This window comes from Algibacillus agarilyticus (assembly GCF_003286125.1).
Lineage (GTDB): Bacteria > Pseudomonadota > Gammaproteobacteria > Enterobacterales > Alteromonadaceae > Algibacillus > Algibacillus agarilyticus.
Genome location: NZ_QMED01000030.1, coordinates 1 through 17,810 on the forward strand (window position 1 = coordinate 1; position 17,810 = coordinate 17,810).

Here is a 17,810-nt window from a genome sequence, read left to right on the forward strand (position 1 = left end):
ATCGATTTCCACTTTGGTTGGAACAGTGAAAGGAAAAACAGCCTTACAAGTATTTAGGCAGTTTCAATACTTAAAGCAAAGGCCATATTGGGGAAATCATTTTTGGGCGCAGGGTTACTGTGTAGATACAGTAGGGGTAGATGCTGAAATGATAAGAAAATATGTTAAGTATCAAGAAAAAGTAGAAAAAAGCTTAGAACTCAAGTTTTAGTATATAACGAGCGGTAACAATGGCTAACTCGAGAGTTAGCCTCAACATGTAAAGCCCTTCTAGGGCTAAATCAAAACCACGTCCTTTGGGCGTGGATATTTACTCAATCGTGTTGCATTCAATCACGAACTTATTAGGGTGGCTAGCAACGGGATTTGGGGTAATGGATTTTGTTAAATACAAAAAAACTAATGCATTAAGTAACTTATATACATGGAGGTTTGAAGTCATGATTTTGATAATATTTTCATTTTTTACAATTTATTTTTTAAAGTGCCTAACCATACATCACAATAAATAATTTTTTGCCACTACGTAGAACAAAATTATACTAAAACGCTCTTTAGCCAAAAGCTAATTATATTTCGATTGTTTTCAATAAGTTTTAAGTGGGGAGAAATCGAGTGACTGTCCCGCATGATTCTTCCGCAATAGGTCCAATAATGCCTATTATGTAAATGACTCGTTTTTAAACGCTATTTGTGAATGACAGATAAAAATATTAGTATTATACGTGATGTCAATCGGAGGTTGTGTTGTGCCAATTAGTCCAATTAATGAAAACGCTTGGGATGATATTATACAAATTCAGAACGCAGCCTATACCGATATAGAGCCTGAAGATGTAAACGTTCTTAAAAGTAAATGGTATTCATCGCCACAAACCTGTGCTGTATTTACCAACCATAACGGTAAAGTATTAGCTTATTTATTAGCGCATCCATGGGCGAGTAAAACACCACCAACATTAAATCAAACAATTCCGATAACTAACTGCTCCACTTTATTTATTCATGACTTAGCATTAGCGCTTGAAGAAAGAGGAAAAAACAGAGGTAAAGAATTAGTGCACTACCTCATTGATAATGCCAAGGCTCAACATTATGAAAAAATATTATTAGTAGCGGTTCAAAACTCAACCGGCTTTTGGGCTAAGTTTGGTTTTTTAGCTGTGCCCAGTGATAAAATTTGTTCAAGTTATGGTGAAAACGCGCAATTAATGATGTTAAGGTTAGCAACATAAGGCGTTTACGCGAAAAAAATAATGGGTTTAGGTTTACGCCACACAACAATTGTTGTCCACATAACGCAGTGTCATATGCAATGCGGGTTTGAGAGTTTTATTCAAAAGATAGTATGAAAGATTTAATGTTAGTTAGAGAAGCAGACGAGCGTGATCGCCAATTTATTTTTGAGCTATCACCAAACTTAGCTGAAGTTGCAAAACTAGAATGGCACGCTGATGATGTTGTTCAAAAAATGCAAGACGATTATATTTCTGAAATGCTTGCGGTAACACTCACACCCAACGCTACCTTTATTGCCGAACGCAATAATGTGCGGCTCGGGTTTATTCATGTACGTACCCAAAAAGATGATATTTCAGGTGAAACGTGTGGCACCATCCCGCTACTTGCCGTTACGCCTAAATCACAAGGTTTAGGTGTTGGTAAAATTTTAATTGGTTACGCTGAAAACTGGGCTAAAGATTTAGGATGTAGGTTATTGCATTTGGAAGTTTTTTCTAATAATAAAAACGCAAAAGGCTTCTATCAAAATTTGGGTTTTCAGCCTGAAATACTTCACATGATAAAACAACTATAGCGTAATTTGCAGATAACAAGATGTTGTTGACGTGGGGGCCTAGAACTAAAACTAGTGGCTGTCCTTGATATTTTATGTTTCGTCCTAAAAGCTTTTCTACCTTTTGCTCCACTATTTTATCATCTAATGATAGAGCCTTATATTCATCAATAAGCTTTGTTAAGCCTGAATTTTTTTCACCACGAAAATATTCAATATTACGCTCTATTTTCTTTAAGATCTTAATGAGGCTGACATCATTAAGCAGATAAAAAATCTTCTTTGTCAGTAAATGGTTTTTTCTCTTGCGGGAAGTTCACAAAGTAACGTAAACCACGCTTACCTTCACCTGACGGGTAAAGCAGGATAATTGAGTGACTGTCCCGCATGATTCGCATCCATCGTTAACTTGCTGATTATTATATCAATTAAACTGTTTAATAATTAGACGGATTGATCATAAGTAATTGGTGTTTAGACCAAAAAGTGATCAGATTTTTCACACAGCCTGAGCCTGAAGCGGACAAAAATGGAGAGTGATTTTTACTTTCGTTTAAGGCGGCAAAGATACGAAAGCGGACGTTCCCCACAGATATAAATATGTATTGTGTGACTATAAATATTACCAATTAATCAAATTAAATAACTGGAAAAAAGCCTCAAGTATCGGTTGTTCAACTCATTGGATAGGCATGACCCCAAAGCGCCATTATCCAAATAAGGCAAGAATAATTTTCTAAAAGACAAGTGATAAAATCAATAGTTTGTTTGAACAAAGAGCTTATAAAAATTGCCCAATAATTTATATTTTGAACTAAACTAAGACAATACCCTCAGTGAAACAAGTGGATGCTATAGCACTTTGCTTTATATCAAATACGGATGAAAAATGTACTTGAATAAATTAAGCTTACTTCTCAATAAATATTTCAAGTTAGAAAACCAAACAGATATAAAACAACAAAAAGAAAAAATAGATAACCTTGCCATAGCTAAAGAGCAAGCTGAAGCCGCTAAGTTTGCCTTAGACCAACACTCACTGGTATCAATAACTGACTTAAACGGTAATATTCTCTATGTGAACGATAAGTTTGTCGAAATCAGTGGTTATCAAGAAAACGAACTTCTTGGTAAAAAGCACAACGTACTTAATTCGGGCAATCAGCCTAAGCCATACTGGCAGAGCATGCACCAAACGGTACTAGCAGGTAAAGTTTGGCATGATGAAGTGCGTAATCGAGCCAAAGATGGCAGTTACTATTGGGTTGATACAACGATAGTCCCTAATTACGACAGCAACAAAAAAATCAAAGGCTTTACGTCCATCCGCACGGACATCACACAACAAAAAGAAAATATAGATAACCTTGCCATAGCTAAAGAGCAAGCTGAAGCCGCTAAGTTTGCTTTAGACCAACACTCACTGGTATCAATAACTGACTTAGACGGTAATATTCTCTATGTGAACGATAAGTTTGTCGAAATCAGTGGTTATCAAGAAAACGAACTTCTTGGTAAAAAGCACAACATACTTAATTCGGGCAANTTGATACAACGATAGTCCCTAATTACGACAGCAACAAAAAAATCAAAGGCTTTACGTCCATCCGCACGGACATCACTCAACAAAAAGAAAATATAGATAACCTTGCCATAGCTAAAGAGCAAGCTGAAGCCGCCACAGAAGCTAAAACGCAATTTTTAGCGACGATGAGCCATGAAATCAGAACACCAATGAATGGTGTGATAGGCATGACGAACCTGCTACTTGATACGCCGTTAAATAAAGAACAGCACAATTTTGCCAAAACGGTTAAATATAGCGCGGAATCTCTGTTGACTATCATTAATGATATTCTTGATTTTTCAAAAATTGAAGCGGGTATGTTAGATCTTGAGCTTCTTGAATTTGATTTAGAGTTGTTGCTGCATGACATTGGCAGCTGTATTGCTTTTCAAGCTCATAATAAAAATCTTGAACTGATATGCCCTGCTAACCTTATACCGAATCAGTCATTTACTGCTGATGCTGGACGTCTTCGACAAATACTCAATAACTTAATTGGTAATGCAATTAAATTTACCGAAGAAGGAGAAGTATCCGTATATTGTAATATTCAAGAACAGACAGAGCAGCATACAAAACTCCTATTTGAAATTAAAGATACTGGAATTGGCATCACTGATGAGCAACAAAACAAACTTTTTCAACGTTTCAGTCAAGCTGATGGCTCTACTACACGTAAATACGGAGGTACTGGGTTAGGACTTTCTATCTGTAAACAGTTAGTTGAATTGATGGACGGTGAAATAGGTATCAATAGTGTTGAAGGTAAAGGTTCAACATTTTGGTTTACGGTAACTATGACACACACTACCCCCCCTACAACCAATAAAACATTTGATAGTTTAAAACATCAGAAAATACTTGTTGTAGATGATAATTTGACAAACAGAGATCTGCTAGGGAAACTGCTCACTAAATGGCAAGTTGAGCATACGTTAGTTGAGAGTGGTCATAAAGCGCTAGAAGAATTAACCAAAGAAAGCTCAAAAGGCTCCCCTTACCATATCGCTATTTTAGATATGCAGATGCCTCAAATGGATGGTTTTCAGTTAGGCACTGAGATAAAAAAAGATAGTAAACTGTCTAAAGATACTCGTTTGATGATGTTAACGTCACAAGGACAACGAGGAGATACAGATAGATTAAAGGCCGTTGGATTTAATGGATACCTGAATAAACCGGTCGATCAAACAATTCTGTACAATTCATTGATGACAATATCAGGCATTGGCTCATCAGAAAAAGAGTTGGTGACGTCAAACAGCTCACGAGAACTTCCGCAATTTGCAGCAAGAGTACTGGTGGTCGAAGATAATGCAATTAATCAAATAGTAGCTCAAAGCCTATTGAAGCAATTTGGTTTGCAAATTGATATCGCTGCTAATGGTGAAGAAGCGTTAAATTCTTTGGAAAACTTGCCATTTGATTTAGTTTTTATGGATTGCCAAATGCCAGTGATGGATGGTTATGAAGCGACTCAAAAAGTTAGGGACTCTAAATCAAAGGTACTTAATCGAGAGGTACCGATAATCGCCATGACTGCGAATTCAATGGAAGGAGATAGAGATAAGTGTCTAGCGGTTGGCATGGACGACTTTATCTCTAAGCCAATAAACCCTAATAAGGTGCAAGAAACATTAATGCGCTGGCTACCCAAGTAAAATTCTAGAGTACAGAAGCTAATATTTTTGAATCGAAATGTTCATATCTACTAACAGGGTTACGTAGTTATTAGATAAAATCAATGTTCTTAATATCTATTTTGTGCCTGAACTGTTGATTTCAAGAAAGCTTAATGACAACTTCACGCGTTGAGATCAGCTGAGTTAACCACTTGTATTATTCTCTGGCGCTCAAAATCCGTTAATCGATTGGCCGGTGTCTTAATCGCATCGATTCGACCATCTTGTGTCTGATTTGGCTGTGACCAACGCTGTAACGTTTTTGCACTAAACCCCAGTAATTCACAGGCTTTGGCCTGTCTAGCGCCAGCCGCTTGCGCTTCGGTAACCAATGCCTGCAACTGTTTACACTCGTCAGACAGTGTTAATCGTCCTCTCTGGAACCCCAAATCGCATCCGCTTTTTTTTTAAGAGCCCATAAAGCCGCTGTTTCTGCTAACGCTTTGTCTTTACGATTGAGTTCTTTTTGCAGCTGCTTAATTTCGTTTTTAAGGCACTTTGTTTCCTGCGTCTTTGTTGTGTGAGTTGTTGTCACCGCTACTTGGGTAATATCCTGTTTCCATTGTTGAACATGGTGCGGGTAAATGCCTTGTGCTCGGCAATATTGGTTAATCCCTTCATCACCTAATGCTGCACAGGCAATAATGGCATTTAATCGAGCTTCAGGGCTCCAGTCTTGAGGCCGCTTTTCATTTTTCATATCATTACCGCTAGGTAGTGCATCTAATTGATTATCTTTAGCCAGTTTAATCCATTTTTGTAATGTGGAGTAGCCAACATTAAGTGCAATGGCCATCTCTTTCAAATTAACATGACCACGCTGATTTAATGCTTTTTGAACTGCTTGGATCTTAAATTCTTGGATAAATTTGTAACTCACTGATGTTCACCTCTACTAGAAAGTTACTATCGAGGGCAAGGTTTATTTGTACCGGTCCTATTTATGCTAGTTTTTAGTCTATTAGCATTACTCATTTTTAAAGTTAAAACGTAGAGCCCAAAAAATTCGCGCTTTTGCCAATGATGACCACATTAATGAGGCATCACTTTAGATGACCATCATCGATATGGATACTGTTCCCGCTCACTATTTGATTCTCTTAGGCTTTACATTGTTATACCGCTCCGAGTTCAAATCACTTACCGATGGTTTAACTCATTTCATTTTTATCTCAATTTATATCTTTGGTTTTTACGTTTAATAAAGTCATCCATTCGCTAATGGATTTATTATGAAATAGGTGCTTTAATGGATGAGGTGATTATGACAATAAGTGATCGTGGTGCATTTAGTACCATAAATATCAATTTATAGTGTCTATAACAAATCGAGTGGCTGTCCTTGATATTTTATTGATATTTTATTCGCCCGCCGCATATTTTAATTGCGGCTCTTTCTTCGTTTTTAACGTCTTTCAATTTGTTGATTCGTTGTAAATCTTCTTCATTTTCAACTATCTAAATCGTATTTTAAGCCACTTAAACATAACAAATAGTGTTGTGTGTAGGCCAAACACCGATAAATTTATGTAAAAAGTGTTTGACTTTAAATCTCAAACTACTACATTTGTAGTTATTTGATTACTACAAATGTAGAAGTGGTTTGATTCTAATGCGTGAATAGGGTTTGGGTTGATAGCGCTTTCGACAAAGTTCTCACGATAAAGCGATCTCGATAAAAGCAATGTTAACGGCAATAGGGTTGTACGCATTAATATGCAAGCTTACATAGCGCAAAGCTTGCCAAGGATAATGAATGAAATTAAGTGAATTTGAATTAGATGTTATGCAGATTTTTTGGGAGCAAGGGCCATGTTCGGCCTCTGCAGCCCATAAAGTGATCAGTGAATCAAAAAAAACAGCCTATACCACGGTGAAAACTATCGTTGATCGGCTCGAAGAAAAAGGTGCCATTAAGCGTGTTGGCAATGAAGGCCGATCTATTGTTTATAGTGCAGCGGTTAAACAAGAAGCCATGAGTCAAAGCGTGCTTCCTGATTTTTTAAAGCGTTTTTTTGGTGGTAATTCCCGTAATTTAGTTGCCCATTTAATTGATGACGAAAAGCTAAGTGAAGATGATATTGAATATTTGCAACATTACTTAGCGAACAAAAAATCAAAGAAATAAGGAGCTCGATATGGATTATTGGCTGACTAACTTGTCGATAAGCACTATTGTTTGGCTAACCCTAAAATATACTAAAGATGCGCCTTTGCGACTGCATTTATGCTTAATTAGTTTAGCGTTAATCTGTTGGTTATTACCTTGGCAAATGATCCAATGGCAAAGCAATATTATCGCGCCGATGGTATTTGAGCATTTAGACTATTTGTCATTTATGACCGACTGGCAACAAAATGCACAATCGAGCAATCACGCTGTTACTTCGTTACAAACGGATCCACCGATTGACCCAAACAGTCAATTTAGTTTATTGAACTTTTCACTAACAACAATACTCAGTTGGGTGCTTGCATCATTATGTGCGGCGGGTGCTGTTAGGTTAGTTATTGACATATTGCAGCACTTTAAGCAAATAAATGGTTGGCACCAGCAAGCACTGCCCTACCAAAAAGTAATCGATCTACATGCGCTATCGCCGGTTTCTTCTTTAGGTCGATATGTTCAAGTTAAAGCCTTACCTAATGGCGCACCCGGTATGACTACAGGCTTTATTGCCCCTGTTATTTGGGTCAATGTGTCATATATAAATGATGACAAATTAGACGCTATTTTGCGCCATGAACTACATCATATCCGTCATTTTGATGTGTTGTGGAAATGGGGGCTTAATATCATTAGTCGACTATTTTGGTGGAATCCCATTATTACCTATTGGGCTCTACAAGCCGATCAACACATCGAATTGATTTGTGATCAAGCCTGCTACCAACAAATGGGAGACGATTACGGCCAAGCGTTAGCCGCCATTATGTTAGCGCAGCAACAGGAACCAAGTGCCAAATTCGTGGGTAGTAATATGATGCCGGCGATGACACACCAAACTGCCTTCAATATTAGAAGGTTACAAAAACTTAAAAAGGAAAATGTGATGAAAATGAGAACTATCCTTGCCGCTATGGCCAGTATACTTGTCAGTTCGTTAGCGGTTGCTCAGCTTAATACGTCGACTGTAGCATCAAGCGCACAGATGAGTGGTAAGTGGGAATCAAGACCGGCTAATATTCAAATATATACGGATAATGCAGCCTATAATCAGCAAATTGACGAGTTAGTCGCATTAAGTAAACATGCTAAAAGTGAAGATTTTTCACGGTTAAACCAAACCTATATTGCGGTAACTAATTGGTTTGAAACACGCGACAAGCTTGATAAATATTTTGAAAAACGCATGTGGAGTTCAGTACTGACACTACAAAATTATTTGCTGGATACAATGGAGCGTCATGAAGACCGGTTAGCTTTGCTACAAGCTACTTTTCCCAATGAAGCTAAAATGCCATTGTTTTTCCGCCATCATTTAAGTACTGCTTATATGAAAACAGGTCAACCGGCAGCCGCGATGCACGTTTGGTCTTACATCGATTTTGAAAAACACACCACTAAGCCGGGTACCAAAATATTAGTTGGGCAGATTTTTTTAGCTAACGAAGACTATCAAAATGCCATCATGATATCGGATAAGTATTTAGAATGGGTTGAGCGTACCAACAAACCCGCAGCTAAACGTTTAGCTTTAGTTAATAAGTATCAAGCGTTACGTCGTTTAGGTGAAAACGATTTAGCCGATAATATAGCTGAACAATTCGCAAAACAGTTTGGTATTAAAATTCCAGAACAACCGTTACATATACCAAAACAGTGGGCTCCGGTTTTAGGTTATATCTAAGCCGCCACGCATTTAATAATAACCATACTCACAACGATTAAATAACTTTTTAGTCCCGTTTATTTTTGTATGCCCATTCTAGGGTAGGGCTTCGGCTTGCCCAAAATACAGTGCAAAATAAACGGAGGCTTTATTTAATCATTATCGTTTTTAGTTAGCCTAAAACCCTTGGTTAAATTTGTTATACTTTATCGTTAGTATTTTCTTGATACATTTTCGTTTTGTCGTCCGCCTCGCTCGGCTTTTGGCAACCCACGTTTATTTGAAGTTAAATACAATCTCGGTTAATGTTGGTCAAAATTTAAATAACACGAGTCAATCTACTCACTCGTGAAACGCAAGGATACAGCATGTTGCTAATCGGCACTCTTTTACTATTGCTCATTGGTCTTATCCACTCCTACTTAGGTGAAAAATACCTCTTAATCCGTTTGTTTCGGCGTGATAATTTACCCAAATTATGGGGTAGCGATTGGTTCACTAAGCGTGTTTTAAGGTTTGCTTGGCACTTAACCACATTAGCGTGGTGGGGATTTGCCGCTATTCTGTATATATTGGCAGATCCTAGCGAAGATAGGCGAAGTGAAATACTTTTAATTATCACCGCTGTTTTTGCTTTAAGTGGGGTAACTTCGTTGTTGTTTTCGCACGGTAAGCATCTGTCATGGTTGTGTTTTTTTTTAATCGCGGCAATAAGTTTTTATGGTGCCGCATACCGTTAACTTAACCTATTTTACCGCCTCTTTGTGTGAGGCTTATATGCTTTAAGGATATCAAGCATGGTTTCAGAAATGGCATTTCCATCAGAAACAAAAATTAATGGTAAAGAGTCAGACTCGTATTTTCGAGACTCTTTTAAAGTTGAAGTTAATAAAGCGAACTTAGATGCTAAACAGGTTTATCACAGTATCTTTGGGTTTTTACCTAAACCCGTTCAATGGGCGCTAATATTTCGAAATTCGATTGTTAAGCACTTTGGTTTGTCAGTCGCTAACACTGAAATGAGTTTACCCTTGGCCGATATTCAGGCTGGCAAACAAGCGGGGTTTCTTATTATAGAGTCAGTCGATGACAGCGAGGTAATATGCGGGGCTTATGAACCTAATATGGACATGTGGTTATCGGTTTTAAAGTTGTCAGAGCATGAGTTTGCAATTTCAACATTAGTCAATTTAAAAACTAAAACGGGTAAAGTCTATATGGGGTTTATAAAACCATTCCATAAACTCGTGGCCAAATACAGCATTAAACAAGCACTTAAAGCGGGTCGTATATAACGATAAGTATGTCGTCAATACAATAAAAATTATTAACAGCCAGCTGCAAACCCTGCAGAGCAGGCGAAAATAAACCCTTGATTTTATTTGGAATTACATCATTTTATCGATGACTGTCCCGCATGAACACACGCATGAATATAGGTATATCAAAGATTTAACGCTTATTTTTTCCAACATTATTTGTGTAAAAGCCTGTGCTTGAGTAAAGTTTATTTAAACGTTTACTGGCTTTATTCATTTCTACTTAAATATTTGCATGATCAACAACGTTTAGAGTAATGAATTCGAGGCGGATGGGTATTAATTTAAAAGGTGGGTTATGTCTGGTTTACTACTGCTTTATACAAACCCCAAACAATTTTTTTCCGATCAGGTTGCCGTACAAAAAACGTTATCCCTTTTTATCGTGAGTTGGGCATATGGTATTTTTCATACACTAGATCGACTCGATCGTCATTTACTAAAAGAAAGCTTAAATAGACCTTGGCCGGGCTGGGAGCTGGTATCGCCCTTAGTCGACGGTAGCTGGTTAAATTTTTGGGCTTTTTTGATTATTGTCGGCTTGATGGCTGGCGGAGTCGCTTATTATTTAGGGGGATGGTGGTATAAAATTCGTTTGGGTTGGGCTGGTGCAAAAAATATTGATAAACATCAAGCGAGGCATATTCATATTTATGTTCAATTTGTTATGTCATTTCCGAGTTTGATTTTTTTAGTTGCGCAAACATTTATTTACCCTGATTATCGCACTGCATGGCAAGCTGATATTATATGGTTGATGTTATTAACTGTTTTTCCTTTTTGGTCATGTGCTACAAGTTATTATGCCGCTACTCATATCATGCATTTAAAGCCGAAGCTGGCATTTTATTGGTTTGTATTGTTGCCAGCTTGTATTTATATTATGAGTTACTACAGCTATTGGTATGTCATTGAAGCCATTATTGCTAAGTCGGGTTAATTAATTTATCAGGGTTAAAAACGGCAAGTGCTGGTCGTTTGGCAATATTATCTATATATCGTTGTAAATGTTTGAATGAAGAGAGCTGGTTGTCGTTAGCTAAAAACGCTAAATTTTGCCATGCAAATATATCAAGCAACGAGAATTTATCTTGATACCAATAATCTTTATCAGCTAAATGTTGTTCCATTACGGGTAATTTGTTTTTTAGTTTACTTTCTAATTTATTACGTATTGATAGGTCATCACCAAACATTTTTAATCCAATTAGCCCTCCGCATATTTGATCGAAGCTACTTGAAAAATAAAACAGCCACTGATTATATTCTTTGTCTTGCATATCGATTAATTCAGGTGCAAATTGCTGACTTAAATAATTACATATTGCCCCCGCTTCAAACATGGTTTCACCATTTTCAAATTCTACAGTGGGTATTAAGCTATACGGGTTTAACTCGTTAAAAGGCGCTTTTAAGTGTTCACCTCTCGTTGCATCTAATTGAATTACTTTATAGTTTATAACCTCTTTTTTTTGATTAATTTCGTTGATTAACCAGCGAACTTTTAAAGAACGATCAAAATGAAATAAATGATAGATTTTCATGATAACTCCATTAATATTAAATAAGTAACCGATCGGTGTAAAATAGAGTAATACGATTATTTATTTGCTTCAATAATTATTTACCAATTGGTGTAAAATAAATTAAACTAAGTCGTTTTTATTTATTGTTTGCAGGTTGTACTTATTATGGCGCGAAAAAAAGCGTATCAAAGACATGAAATTCTAGAAAAAATAAGTCATGTGTTTTTAACTAAAGGATACGAATCAACCAGTCTTGCCGATTTAATGGCAGAAACCGGGCTAAACAAAAAAAGTTTATATAATGAATTTGGTCATAAAGAGGCGTTATTTTTAGTGGTGTTACAAGATTACATCGAAAAAGAATCGGCCAGTTTACAGCCCATTTTATTAGCTAAGCCTGGCGGGATTAGCAATATCAAACGATTTTTTTTACATTTAGCAGATAAATTTTTAGAGACAGGGTGCTTATTAACGTTAAGTTTAAATGAAGCCAGTTGCATTTCGGATGATGCGCTTGATTTAATTAACCAGACCTTGTTGTCACTCGAAAGTGGATTTAAGCATAACTTGCAAGCAGAAAGAGTATTTAGCGATGAGCAGGTTCGTTTTTTTGCCCGTAATATATTGGCTTTAATGCAAGGCATTACAAGTTTAACTCGATCTGAAAAACTACGAGAAGGCAATATTGACGCGGCGTTAAATTTTTTAGATTGGCTGTTGGTTAGCACAGTAAAGGCGTCAGATGAGAAGGGTAGATCAAAAAGGTTAGATGAAAAGGAAATCACGTAGTTTTAAATACAAGCTTAAGTCATTAACACCTCAGAATATAGAACGCTTAAATATGGATTTAAAAACCTTGTTGGTTGAAGCTTACATTGATTTTAGTGGCGTTATTTACAAACGCTCACGAACTGCGTTAATTTAAAATTAAATAAAATCATAGGTTTAATGATGCCTGTCCTGCACGATTGCTTATTTAGGTTCATTGCCTAGAGCAAAGAATGAGTAATGTTAGAGCTGTATAGCAACAGGAGGGATTTATTAAATTACATATACCAATTGAAGCCATAACTTGGGTAGACAAACCTTTGGGATTGAAATGAAAATAAAATTTTATAGAAAAAATGAAGCATTTGGGGATTTCTCTAATTTTTCTGAACATCCAATAAAACATATGGGAACCCTTTGGCCAACTGTGGAGCATTACTTTCAGGCAAGCAAATTTATAAGTACGGATGATCAGCTAGCTGTACTCTCAGCTCACAATGCGTTTGAAGCAGCAAAAATAGGTAGGCAGAGTACTAGAAAAATAAGAACTAATTGGGATAGCCTTAGGTGCGGAATAATGAAAGAAGCTCTGAAAGCCAAATTTACTCAACATAATGATATCCGAGAGTTGTTGCTTTCTACTGGAGATGCGGAGTTAATTGAGCATACTGATAACGATCATTTTTGGGCTGATGGTGGAGATGGGACTGGTCAAAACATGCTGGGAAAGTTGCTTATGGAAGTCAGAAAAGAGTTATCAGATGAACCCCAAAAATATATGCAGCCACCATGGCTTTATTTTCCTAATGCAAAGTGCTTTGCTCCTGATTGGCGTATGGGGGAGCATGAGTCTTATCTTGATGAGTGGATTCTTTGGTGCGAAAATCAAAACCAGTGTTTTTTGAAAGAATATTTTACTAATAACAAACCGCCAGTGGATTGGTTGAATGTAACCCGTCGGTTCTTTGTCGACTAAATTTAAAGTTTTTCCGGGAACCCATGCAAAACATCATTTGACGAATTAGAACCGGTGTTTTTTTTATTCGGGTTATTTATGAAATTTGAACGCATGCCCTGTCAATTAATTAGACCATTACAAAGCATAGTTAAAGATTATCATGCTGTAAGTGTTATCCGTTCTACATTAAAAGCGAATAGGTGATTTTAGTAAAAGCTAACGGTGCTAACATGAATCAAGTATCAATAAAGCTCGCATATTCGCTAGAGCAATTAAAGTAATTGCAAGTAGCGGCATTATTGCTGTGCAATCAAAAATGCTAGAACGCACCGATAGAAGGTTTAATGATGCCTGTACTGCCGATCATTGATTTGGATCGTTCCATATAGGAAAAGCAAAATCCAATCCCAATTCTTCATACAGGTCGATTATATCGTTAAGTAAATCAAAATTTACATCTGGCGGTACATCTATTGCGCCTAACGAAAACAGTGGAAAGCCCTCATGACTACAACCTAGCGCCAGAATTGACTGCTTAAATCCGGAAATATCTATACTTTTATTATTCATGAACCAAGCAACAGAATGCCCAGATCGCTCAATAATTTCAAACCAAATATATGCTCGTTAACTGGGTCTTTTTCGGCTTTGAAAATATCGTTATAAGCACTATTTTTAATAAAAAATAGAGTGTTTTTTTATTGATAATTATCTCCAGATTTTTCACACCATATTTCTTCAGTACCAACTGGCGGCCATCCACCTTCTATATCTAATGCGAATAATACTTTTTCTATAACTACGCTTTGGTGAGACAACTAACGCTGCAAAATGATTTAAAGATTCATGGTTCATCTTTGTTCATTTAACGTGTTTTTGTGGTTCCCCTGTTGGCCGTTATTTATCATGATATTTTAAATATTAAACAATGCGTTTGTTTTAATATGGGATGAGTATTGTTGGCATGACAAAGGTATATACGTTTATGCGTGTTGATTTAATTTTAACTTGTTTATCATTCATTTTACGGATGTCGAAAATATTCAATACTTAAAATAACGTGAGCGGTATTTTATTTCCAAACTTTAAATCATGAGGAATATAAAATGACGTTACGTGCTAATTATTTTGAACTTGCCCCCGGTGCAATCAACATTTTGATGGAACAAGAAGCTTATTTACGTGAGCAATTTCTTGCATCAAATGACATAACGGTTTCAACTTGGGAGTTGGTTAAACTGAGAGTTTCGCAAATTAACCAGTGTGCGTTTTGTATTGATATGCATAGTAGAGCCGCATTAGACTGCCATATAGCGCAAGAAAAGTTGATAGGGTTAAATGCATGGCGCGATATGGATTGTTACTCAACCCATGAACAAGCCGCGCTTGCATGGGCCGAGATTGTGCTGACTGGTGATCGTATCGAAAATGTGGTTTATCAAAAAGCGGTTGATGCGTTAACTGAAAAGGGGATCGTTGATTTAACCATTGCGGTTAATGCGATTAGCAGTTGGAATAATATTGTTAGGGTGTTTAAACCTAAGGTCGGGAGTTATAAATAAAAATAGTGGTGTAAATAACGTTTTCGATTTTAAATTATTCCGGCCTGTTGGGCCTTTATCTGCGATTGTTCAAGGTATCTGGAGTGCGGCGACATTAGCGTCTCAATCGATTGAACGTTCATTGTATTCAGATGCCGGCAGTGGGATCATATTTAATTTATCGGGTCAGCTTATTTTAGACAATGAGGTTATACCTGAAGGCGTTATTATGCTGCCTGTTAATAAGCAAGTTGCAACGATCACAATACCCGCGGGGGCAAAATTGGCCGGGATCCGTTTTTTGCCCGCGATTGGTTATGGGGTTTTAGGCCAGCATTTTGATAAACCCACATGGTTATCGCCTAAAGACGATAACTTATACAATTTGTATCAACTTTTTCACGTGTTGCGTTCAACTCATTTTGATGATGATTTAATTGACGTTATTCATCAATGGGCTTTAAAGCGCATTGATTTTACTAATGTGATCCCAACCACGCTTGAAAAAGCGTTTGAACACATTGATCAAGAGCTCACTTTAGCTGAATTTAAACAGACCACTGAGTTAAGTCAGCGCCAAATCGAACGCATGTTTAAATTATGGCTTGGTATGACGCCTAAGCATTACCAACGTATTTTACGCATTAAAAAAGCCATTTGTTTTTTGCGTCTTAATCAAGGTGCAAATTTAGTCGAAGTTGCACAAGCATTTGGATTTAGTGATCAAGCTCATATGACCCGAGAGTTTCGGTTGATTGCTTGTATTACGCCAGGTCAAATACAAAAAAGCTAATTAAGTCAATAAGCTATAAATGGTTAGCATCAATATATAATACAGGAAGCCTGATGGATAAAGGAAAATTAGAAAAACTGGATGATTATGTACTCGAAAATTCACTTCGAGAGTCGGCATCTTTACGTGCATTGCGTATTGAAACAGCAAACGACCCTGAATCGATTATGCAAATTCCGCCTATTCAGGGGCAATTTATCGGGTTTATCGTAAATTAATTAACGCTAAAAGAACAATCGAAATTGGTGTTTATACGGGGTACAGCACTTTGTGTGCTGCTGAAGCTATGCCAGACGATAGTTATACCCTAGCTTGTGATGTTAATGAAGAATGGGCACTTAAAGCCCAAAATGCATGGCGAAAAGCGGGGGTTGAACATAAAATCGATTTTAAATTAGCACCGGCAGTCGACACGCTTGAACACGCGTTACAAACGGGGCAGGGAGGGTCTTATGATTTTGTTTTTATTGATGCCGATAAAGAAAACTACGATGCTTATTATGAGTTATCGTTGAAGTTATTAAAACAAGGCGGTGTGATTGCCATTGATAATACATTGTTATTTGGCTCTGTTATTGATTCTTCAGTCTTGAGTGAAAAGCTCAAATCGTTGCTGCCTGAAAAGTGTATTCAAGCCGTTCGTGATCTCAATAAAAAAATACATACTGATTCAAGAGTGGATATGAGTATGTTGCAAATTGCCGATGGACTGACTTTAATTAAAAAGCGCTAGCTGAAACGCTGAGCCCGTTGCGTGTTATTTTTACGAATGAAATTAGAATGGATGTTCCAGTAAATTGTGTCCTGTAAGTGAAGACTTAAAATTTAATAAATCATGGGTTTATGAGTGCCTGTCCCGCATGAGTGCCCGCATGAGTGCCTCCTTTTGAGTGACTTATGTATTACTTTTTTGTAGTCTTACATGCAATGAAACTTTATCTTCCATTATTTTAATTAACATTGGATCCATACGTTCATAATTATCTGGTATTGCTAAACAAACAAACTTCTTATTTTTTAACAAATCTTTAAATTTTTTCATTACTTTGTTTCTATGCGACTTTTCCATCACGAAAACAATATCAGCCCATTCAATAAGATCACCACTAACTGTTGTAGCTGCATCTTTATTTGTTCCGCAGCCAATTGCATCAATACCATCGTACTGTGAAAAAACTTCTTCACCAGTAGGACTTCTTAATCTATTTTCACTACATACGAATAGCAACTTCATGACGAGATCTCGTGATACATAACGAGCTTGTAGTATAACTCGTTCTTATTGTTATTTTTAATTGCGTTAAACAGTATCTGAGTTTGTCAGCTGCTTCAATCTTATTTACCGTATTTTTTGAGGGTATTTATGCTGATTAGCTATTTCAGGTGAGTGTGATGTGGGTAGGTTTATGAGTGCCTGTCCCGCATGAGTGTTTGCGTAAACCACCTTAATGCTTGCGGTCCACCTCAAGGCGTGTTGTTATATGATTAATTTGTAATAAAGCTATTACCTTTTGCTAAGCTAACCATATTAACTTCCCGATTCAAATCTTGAACAGGGCAATCTACGCTTGCTAAAAATCCATTCATTTCTTGGTATGTGTGCCAGATAACATTGCCGTTGCTCGTATTAATTAAAAATGAACTGTCAGATTTATTTGCAAGCCACCCGTATATATATTTATTTTTACAACCTTGAACACCCATTATATTGCCTGTCACTACGGGCAGAAAATAACCGTTAAATACCCAGCCATGTTGACCATATAAACCTTGCAGCCTATATCCATTACCTAAATCGAAACTCTTAAAAGATGATAGATAAAGAGACAATAATAAAAGTATCGGAAAAACTATAAATTTTCGCATATTCAGATAACGCTTATATAGGGCGGGATTTGCGCATTTTGTTGAATAGATGAGCAAAGAACGTGAATTGACCATAAAATCAGCACTATAAATGAGTATAGGGCAATTTGAATGGGAGTCGCTTCACTTTCCTAAATGAAACACCCTCGGCTCTGGCATCCT

Annotated in this window: 23 protein-coding genes; 16 read left to right on the top strand and 7 right to left on the bottom strand. The window is 36.9% G+C overall.

Annotation, left to right across the window (positions count from 1 at the left end; all coding sequences use genetic code 11):
- From DPX34_RS17680 to DPX34_RS17690, 3 genes are all read left to right on the top strand, one after another.
- Positions 1-211, top strand: a 211-nt coding sequence (locus tag DPX34_RS17680) for a transposase (protein ID WP_198673746.1), incomplete at its 5' end; no start/stop codon positions are given.
- Between the two features lie 538 nt (positions 212-749).
- Positions 750-1,235: a GNAT family N-acetyltransferase gene (locus DPX34_RS17685; protein ID WP_157964781.1), complete on the top strand. Its 486-nt coding sequence runs from the start codon at positions 750-752 to the stop codon at positions 1,233-1,235.
- A gap of 113 nt (positions 1,236-1,348) precedes the next feature.
- A complete protein-coding gene (locus DPX34_RS17690; protein ID WP_157964782.1) occupies positions 1,349-1,816 on the top strand; it encodes a GNAT family N-acetyltransferase in 468 nt (155 codons plus the stop codon).
- 239 nt (positions 1,817-2,055) lie between these two features.
- Here DPX34_RS17690 and DPX34_RS22330 read toward each other — a convergent pair whose 3' ends face one another.
- A complete protein-coding gene (locus DPX34_RS22330; protein WP_269815536.1) occupies positions 2,056-2,184 on the bottom strand; it encodes a hypothetical protein in 129 nt (42 codons plus the stop codon).
- A 500-nt stretch (positions 2,185-2,684) separates the two neighbouring features.
- Between DPX34_RS22330 and DPX34_RS17700 the strand changes: the two genes are divergently transcribed.
- Positions 2,685-3,356 (top strand): PAS domain-containing protein, encoded by a 672-nt coding sequence (locus tag DPX34_RS17700; protein ID WP_111979776.1) that lies wholly within the window; start codon positions 2,685-2,687, stop codon positions 3,354-3,356.
- Positions 3,357-3,448: 92 nt separating this feature from the next.
- Positions 3,449-5,023, top strand: a complete 1,575-nt coding sequence (locus DPX34_RS17705) for a response regulator (protein WP_269815537.1) — start codon at positions 3,449-3,451, stop codon at positions 5,021-5,023.
- Positions 5,024-5,166: 143 nt separating this feature from the next.
- On the opposite strand, the gene DPX34_RS17710 is transcribed toward DPX34_RS17705, so the two are convergent.
- Positions 5,167-5,433 (bottom strand): MerR family transcriptional regulator, encoded by a 267-nt coding sequence (locus DPX34_RS17710; RefSeq protein ID WP_157964783.1) that lies wholly within the window; start codon positions 5,431-5,433, stop codon positions 5,167-5,169.
- Complete coding sequence (locus tag DPX34_RS17715; RefSeq protein WP_111979779.1) at positions 5,409-5,924, bottom strand: transposase; 516 nt, start codon at positions 5,922-5,924, stop codon at positions 5,409-5,411. The genes DPX34_RS17710 and DPX34_RS17715 overlap by 25 nt, the downstream gene beginning before the upstream one ends.
- 876 nt (positions 5,925-6,800) lie before the next feature.
- On the opposite strand from DPX34_RS17715, the gene DPX34_RS17720 reads away from it, so the two are divergent.
- The 5 genes from DPX34_RS17720 to DPX34_RS17740 all read left to right on the top strand — a co-directional run bounded on the left by DPX34_RS17720 (position 6,801) and on the right by DPX34_RS17740 (position 11,136).
- Positions 6,801-7,172: a BlaI/MecI/CopY family transcriptional regulator gene (locus DPX34_RS17720; protein ID WP_111979780.1), complete on the top strand. Its 372-nt coding sequence runs from the start codon at positions 6,801-6,803 to the stop codon at positions 7,170-7,172.
- 10 nt (positions 7,173-7,182) lie between these two features.
- Positions 7,183-8,895 (top strand): M56 family metallopeptidase, encoded by a 1,713-nt coding sequence (locus DPX34_RS17725; RefSeq protein ID WP_111979781.1) that lies wholly within the window; start codon positions 7,183-7,185, stop codon positions 8,893-8,895.
- A 350-nt stretch (positions 8,896-9,245) separates the two neighbouring features.
- Positions 9,246-9,617, top strand: coding sequence for a hypothetical protein (locus DPX34_RS17730; protein WP_111979782.1), 372 nt, complete (start codon positions 9,246-9,248; stop codon positions 9,615-9,617).
- Positions 9,618-9,674: 57 nt separating this feature from the next.
- On the top strand, positions 9,675-10,172 hold the full coding sequence (locus DPX34_RS17735) for a DUF2867 domain-containing protein (protein WP_111979783.1): 498 nt from the start codon (positions 9,675-9,677) through the stop codon (positions 10,170-10,172).
- Positions 10,173-10,494: 322 nt separating this feature from the next.
- Complete coding sequence (locus DPX34_RS17740) at positions 10,495-11,136, top strand: hypothetical protein (RefSeq protein WP_111979784.1); 642 nt, start codon at positions 10,495-10,497, stop codon at positions 11,134-11,136.
- Here the strand turns inward: DPX34_RS17740 and DPX34_RS17745 are convergent.
- Positions 11,123-11,740: a glutathione S-transferase family protein gene (locus DPX34_RS17745; RefSeq protein WP_111979785.1), complete on the bottom strand. Its 618-nt coding sequence runs from the start codon at positions 11,738-11,740 to the stop codon at positions 11,123-11,125. The two genes, DPX34_RS17740 and DPX34_RS17745, sit on opposite strands and share 14 nt — an antisense overlap.
- 147 nt (positions 11,741-11,887) lie before the next feature.
- Here DPX34_RS17745 and DPX34_RS17750 point away from each other — a divergent pair, with 147 nt between their 5' ends.
- Positions 11,888-12,511 (top strand): TetR/AcrR family transcriptional regulator, encoded by a 624-nt coding sequence (locus DPX34_RS17750; RefSeq protein WP_111979786.1) that lies wholly within the window; start codon positions 11,888-11,890, stop codon positions 12,509-12,511.
- Between the two features lie 310 nt (positions 12,512-12,821).
- Positions 12,822-13,466 (top strand): riboflavin biosynthesis intermediates N-glycosidase, encoded by a 645-nt coding sequence (ybiA, locus tag DPX34_RS17755; protein WP_111979787.1) that lies wholly within the window; start codon positions 12,822-12,824, stop codon positions 13,464-13,466.
- Between the two features lie 345 nt (positions 13,467-13,811).
- Here the strand turns inward: ybiA and DPX34_RS17760 are convergent, their stop codons facing one another.
- On the bottom strand, positions 13,812-14,066 hold the full coding sequence (locus tag DPX34_RS17760) for a DUF4265 domain-containing protein (RefSeq protein WP_332872836.1): 255 nt from the start codon (positions 14,064-14,066) through the stop codon (positions 13,812-13,814).
- Positions 14,067-14,554: 488 nt separating this feature from the next.
- Here DPX34_RS17760 and DPX34_RS17765 point away from each other — a divergent pair, with 488 nt between their 5' ends.
- Genes DPX34_RS17765 through DPX34_RS17775 form a run of 4 tightly spaced genes read left to right on the top strand, consistent with a single transcriptional unit; the run spans position 14,555 to position 16,515 of the window.
- The gene (locus DPX34_RS17765; protein ID WP_111979789.1) at positions 14,555-15,010 is read left to right on the top strand and encodes a carboxymuconolactone decarboxylase family protein; all 456 of its coding nucleotides are present in this window, start codon (positions 14,555-14,557) and stop codon (positions 15,008-15,010) included.
- Positions 14,970-15,782: a helix-turn-helix domain-containing protein gene (locus tag DPX34_RS17770; protein ID WP_232824789.1), complete on the top strand. Its 813-nt coding sequence runs from the start codon at positions 14,970-14,972 to the stop codon at positions 15,780-15,782. The genes DPX34_RS17765 and DPX34_RS17770 overlap by 41 nt, the downstream gene beginning before the upstream one ends.
- A 53-nt stretch (positions 15,783-15,835) precedes the next feature.
- The gene (locus DPX34_RS21935; protein ID WP_198673747.1) at positions 15,836-16,000 is read left to right on the top strand and encodes a hypothetical protein; all 165 of its coding nucleotides are present in this window, start codon (positions 15,836-15,838) and stop codon (positions 15,998-16,000) included.
- 23 nt (positions 16,001-16,023) lie between these two features.
- Positions 16,024-16,515, top strand: a complete 492-nt coding sequence (locus DPX34_RS17775; RefSeq protein WP_232824795.1) for an O-methyltransferase — start codon at positions 16,024-16,026, stop codon at positions 16,513-16,515.
- 162 nt (positions 16,516-16,677) lie between these two features.
- Here DPX34_RS17775 and DPX34_RS17780 read toward each other — a convergent pair whose 3' ends face one another.
- A complete protein-coding gene (locus DPX34_RS17780; RefSeq protein WP_111979791.1) occupies positions 16,678-17,016 on the bottom strand; it encodes a low molecular weight protein tyrosine phosphatase family protein in 339 nt (112 codons plus the stop codon).
- Between the two features lie 251 nt (positions 17,017-17,267).
- Positions 17,268-17,648, bottom strand: a complete 381-nt coding sequence (locus DPX34_RS17785) for a hypothetical protein (RefSeq protein ID WP_111979792.1) — start codon at positions 17,646-17,648, stop codon at positions 17,268-17,270.
- Between the last annotated feature and the right edge of the window lie 162 nt (positions 17,649-17,810).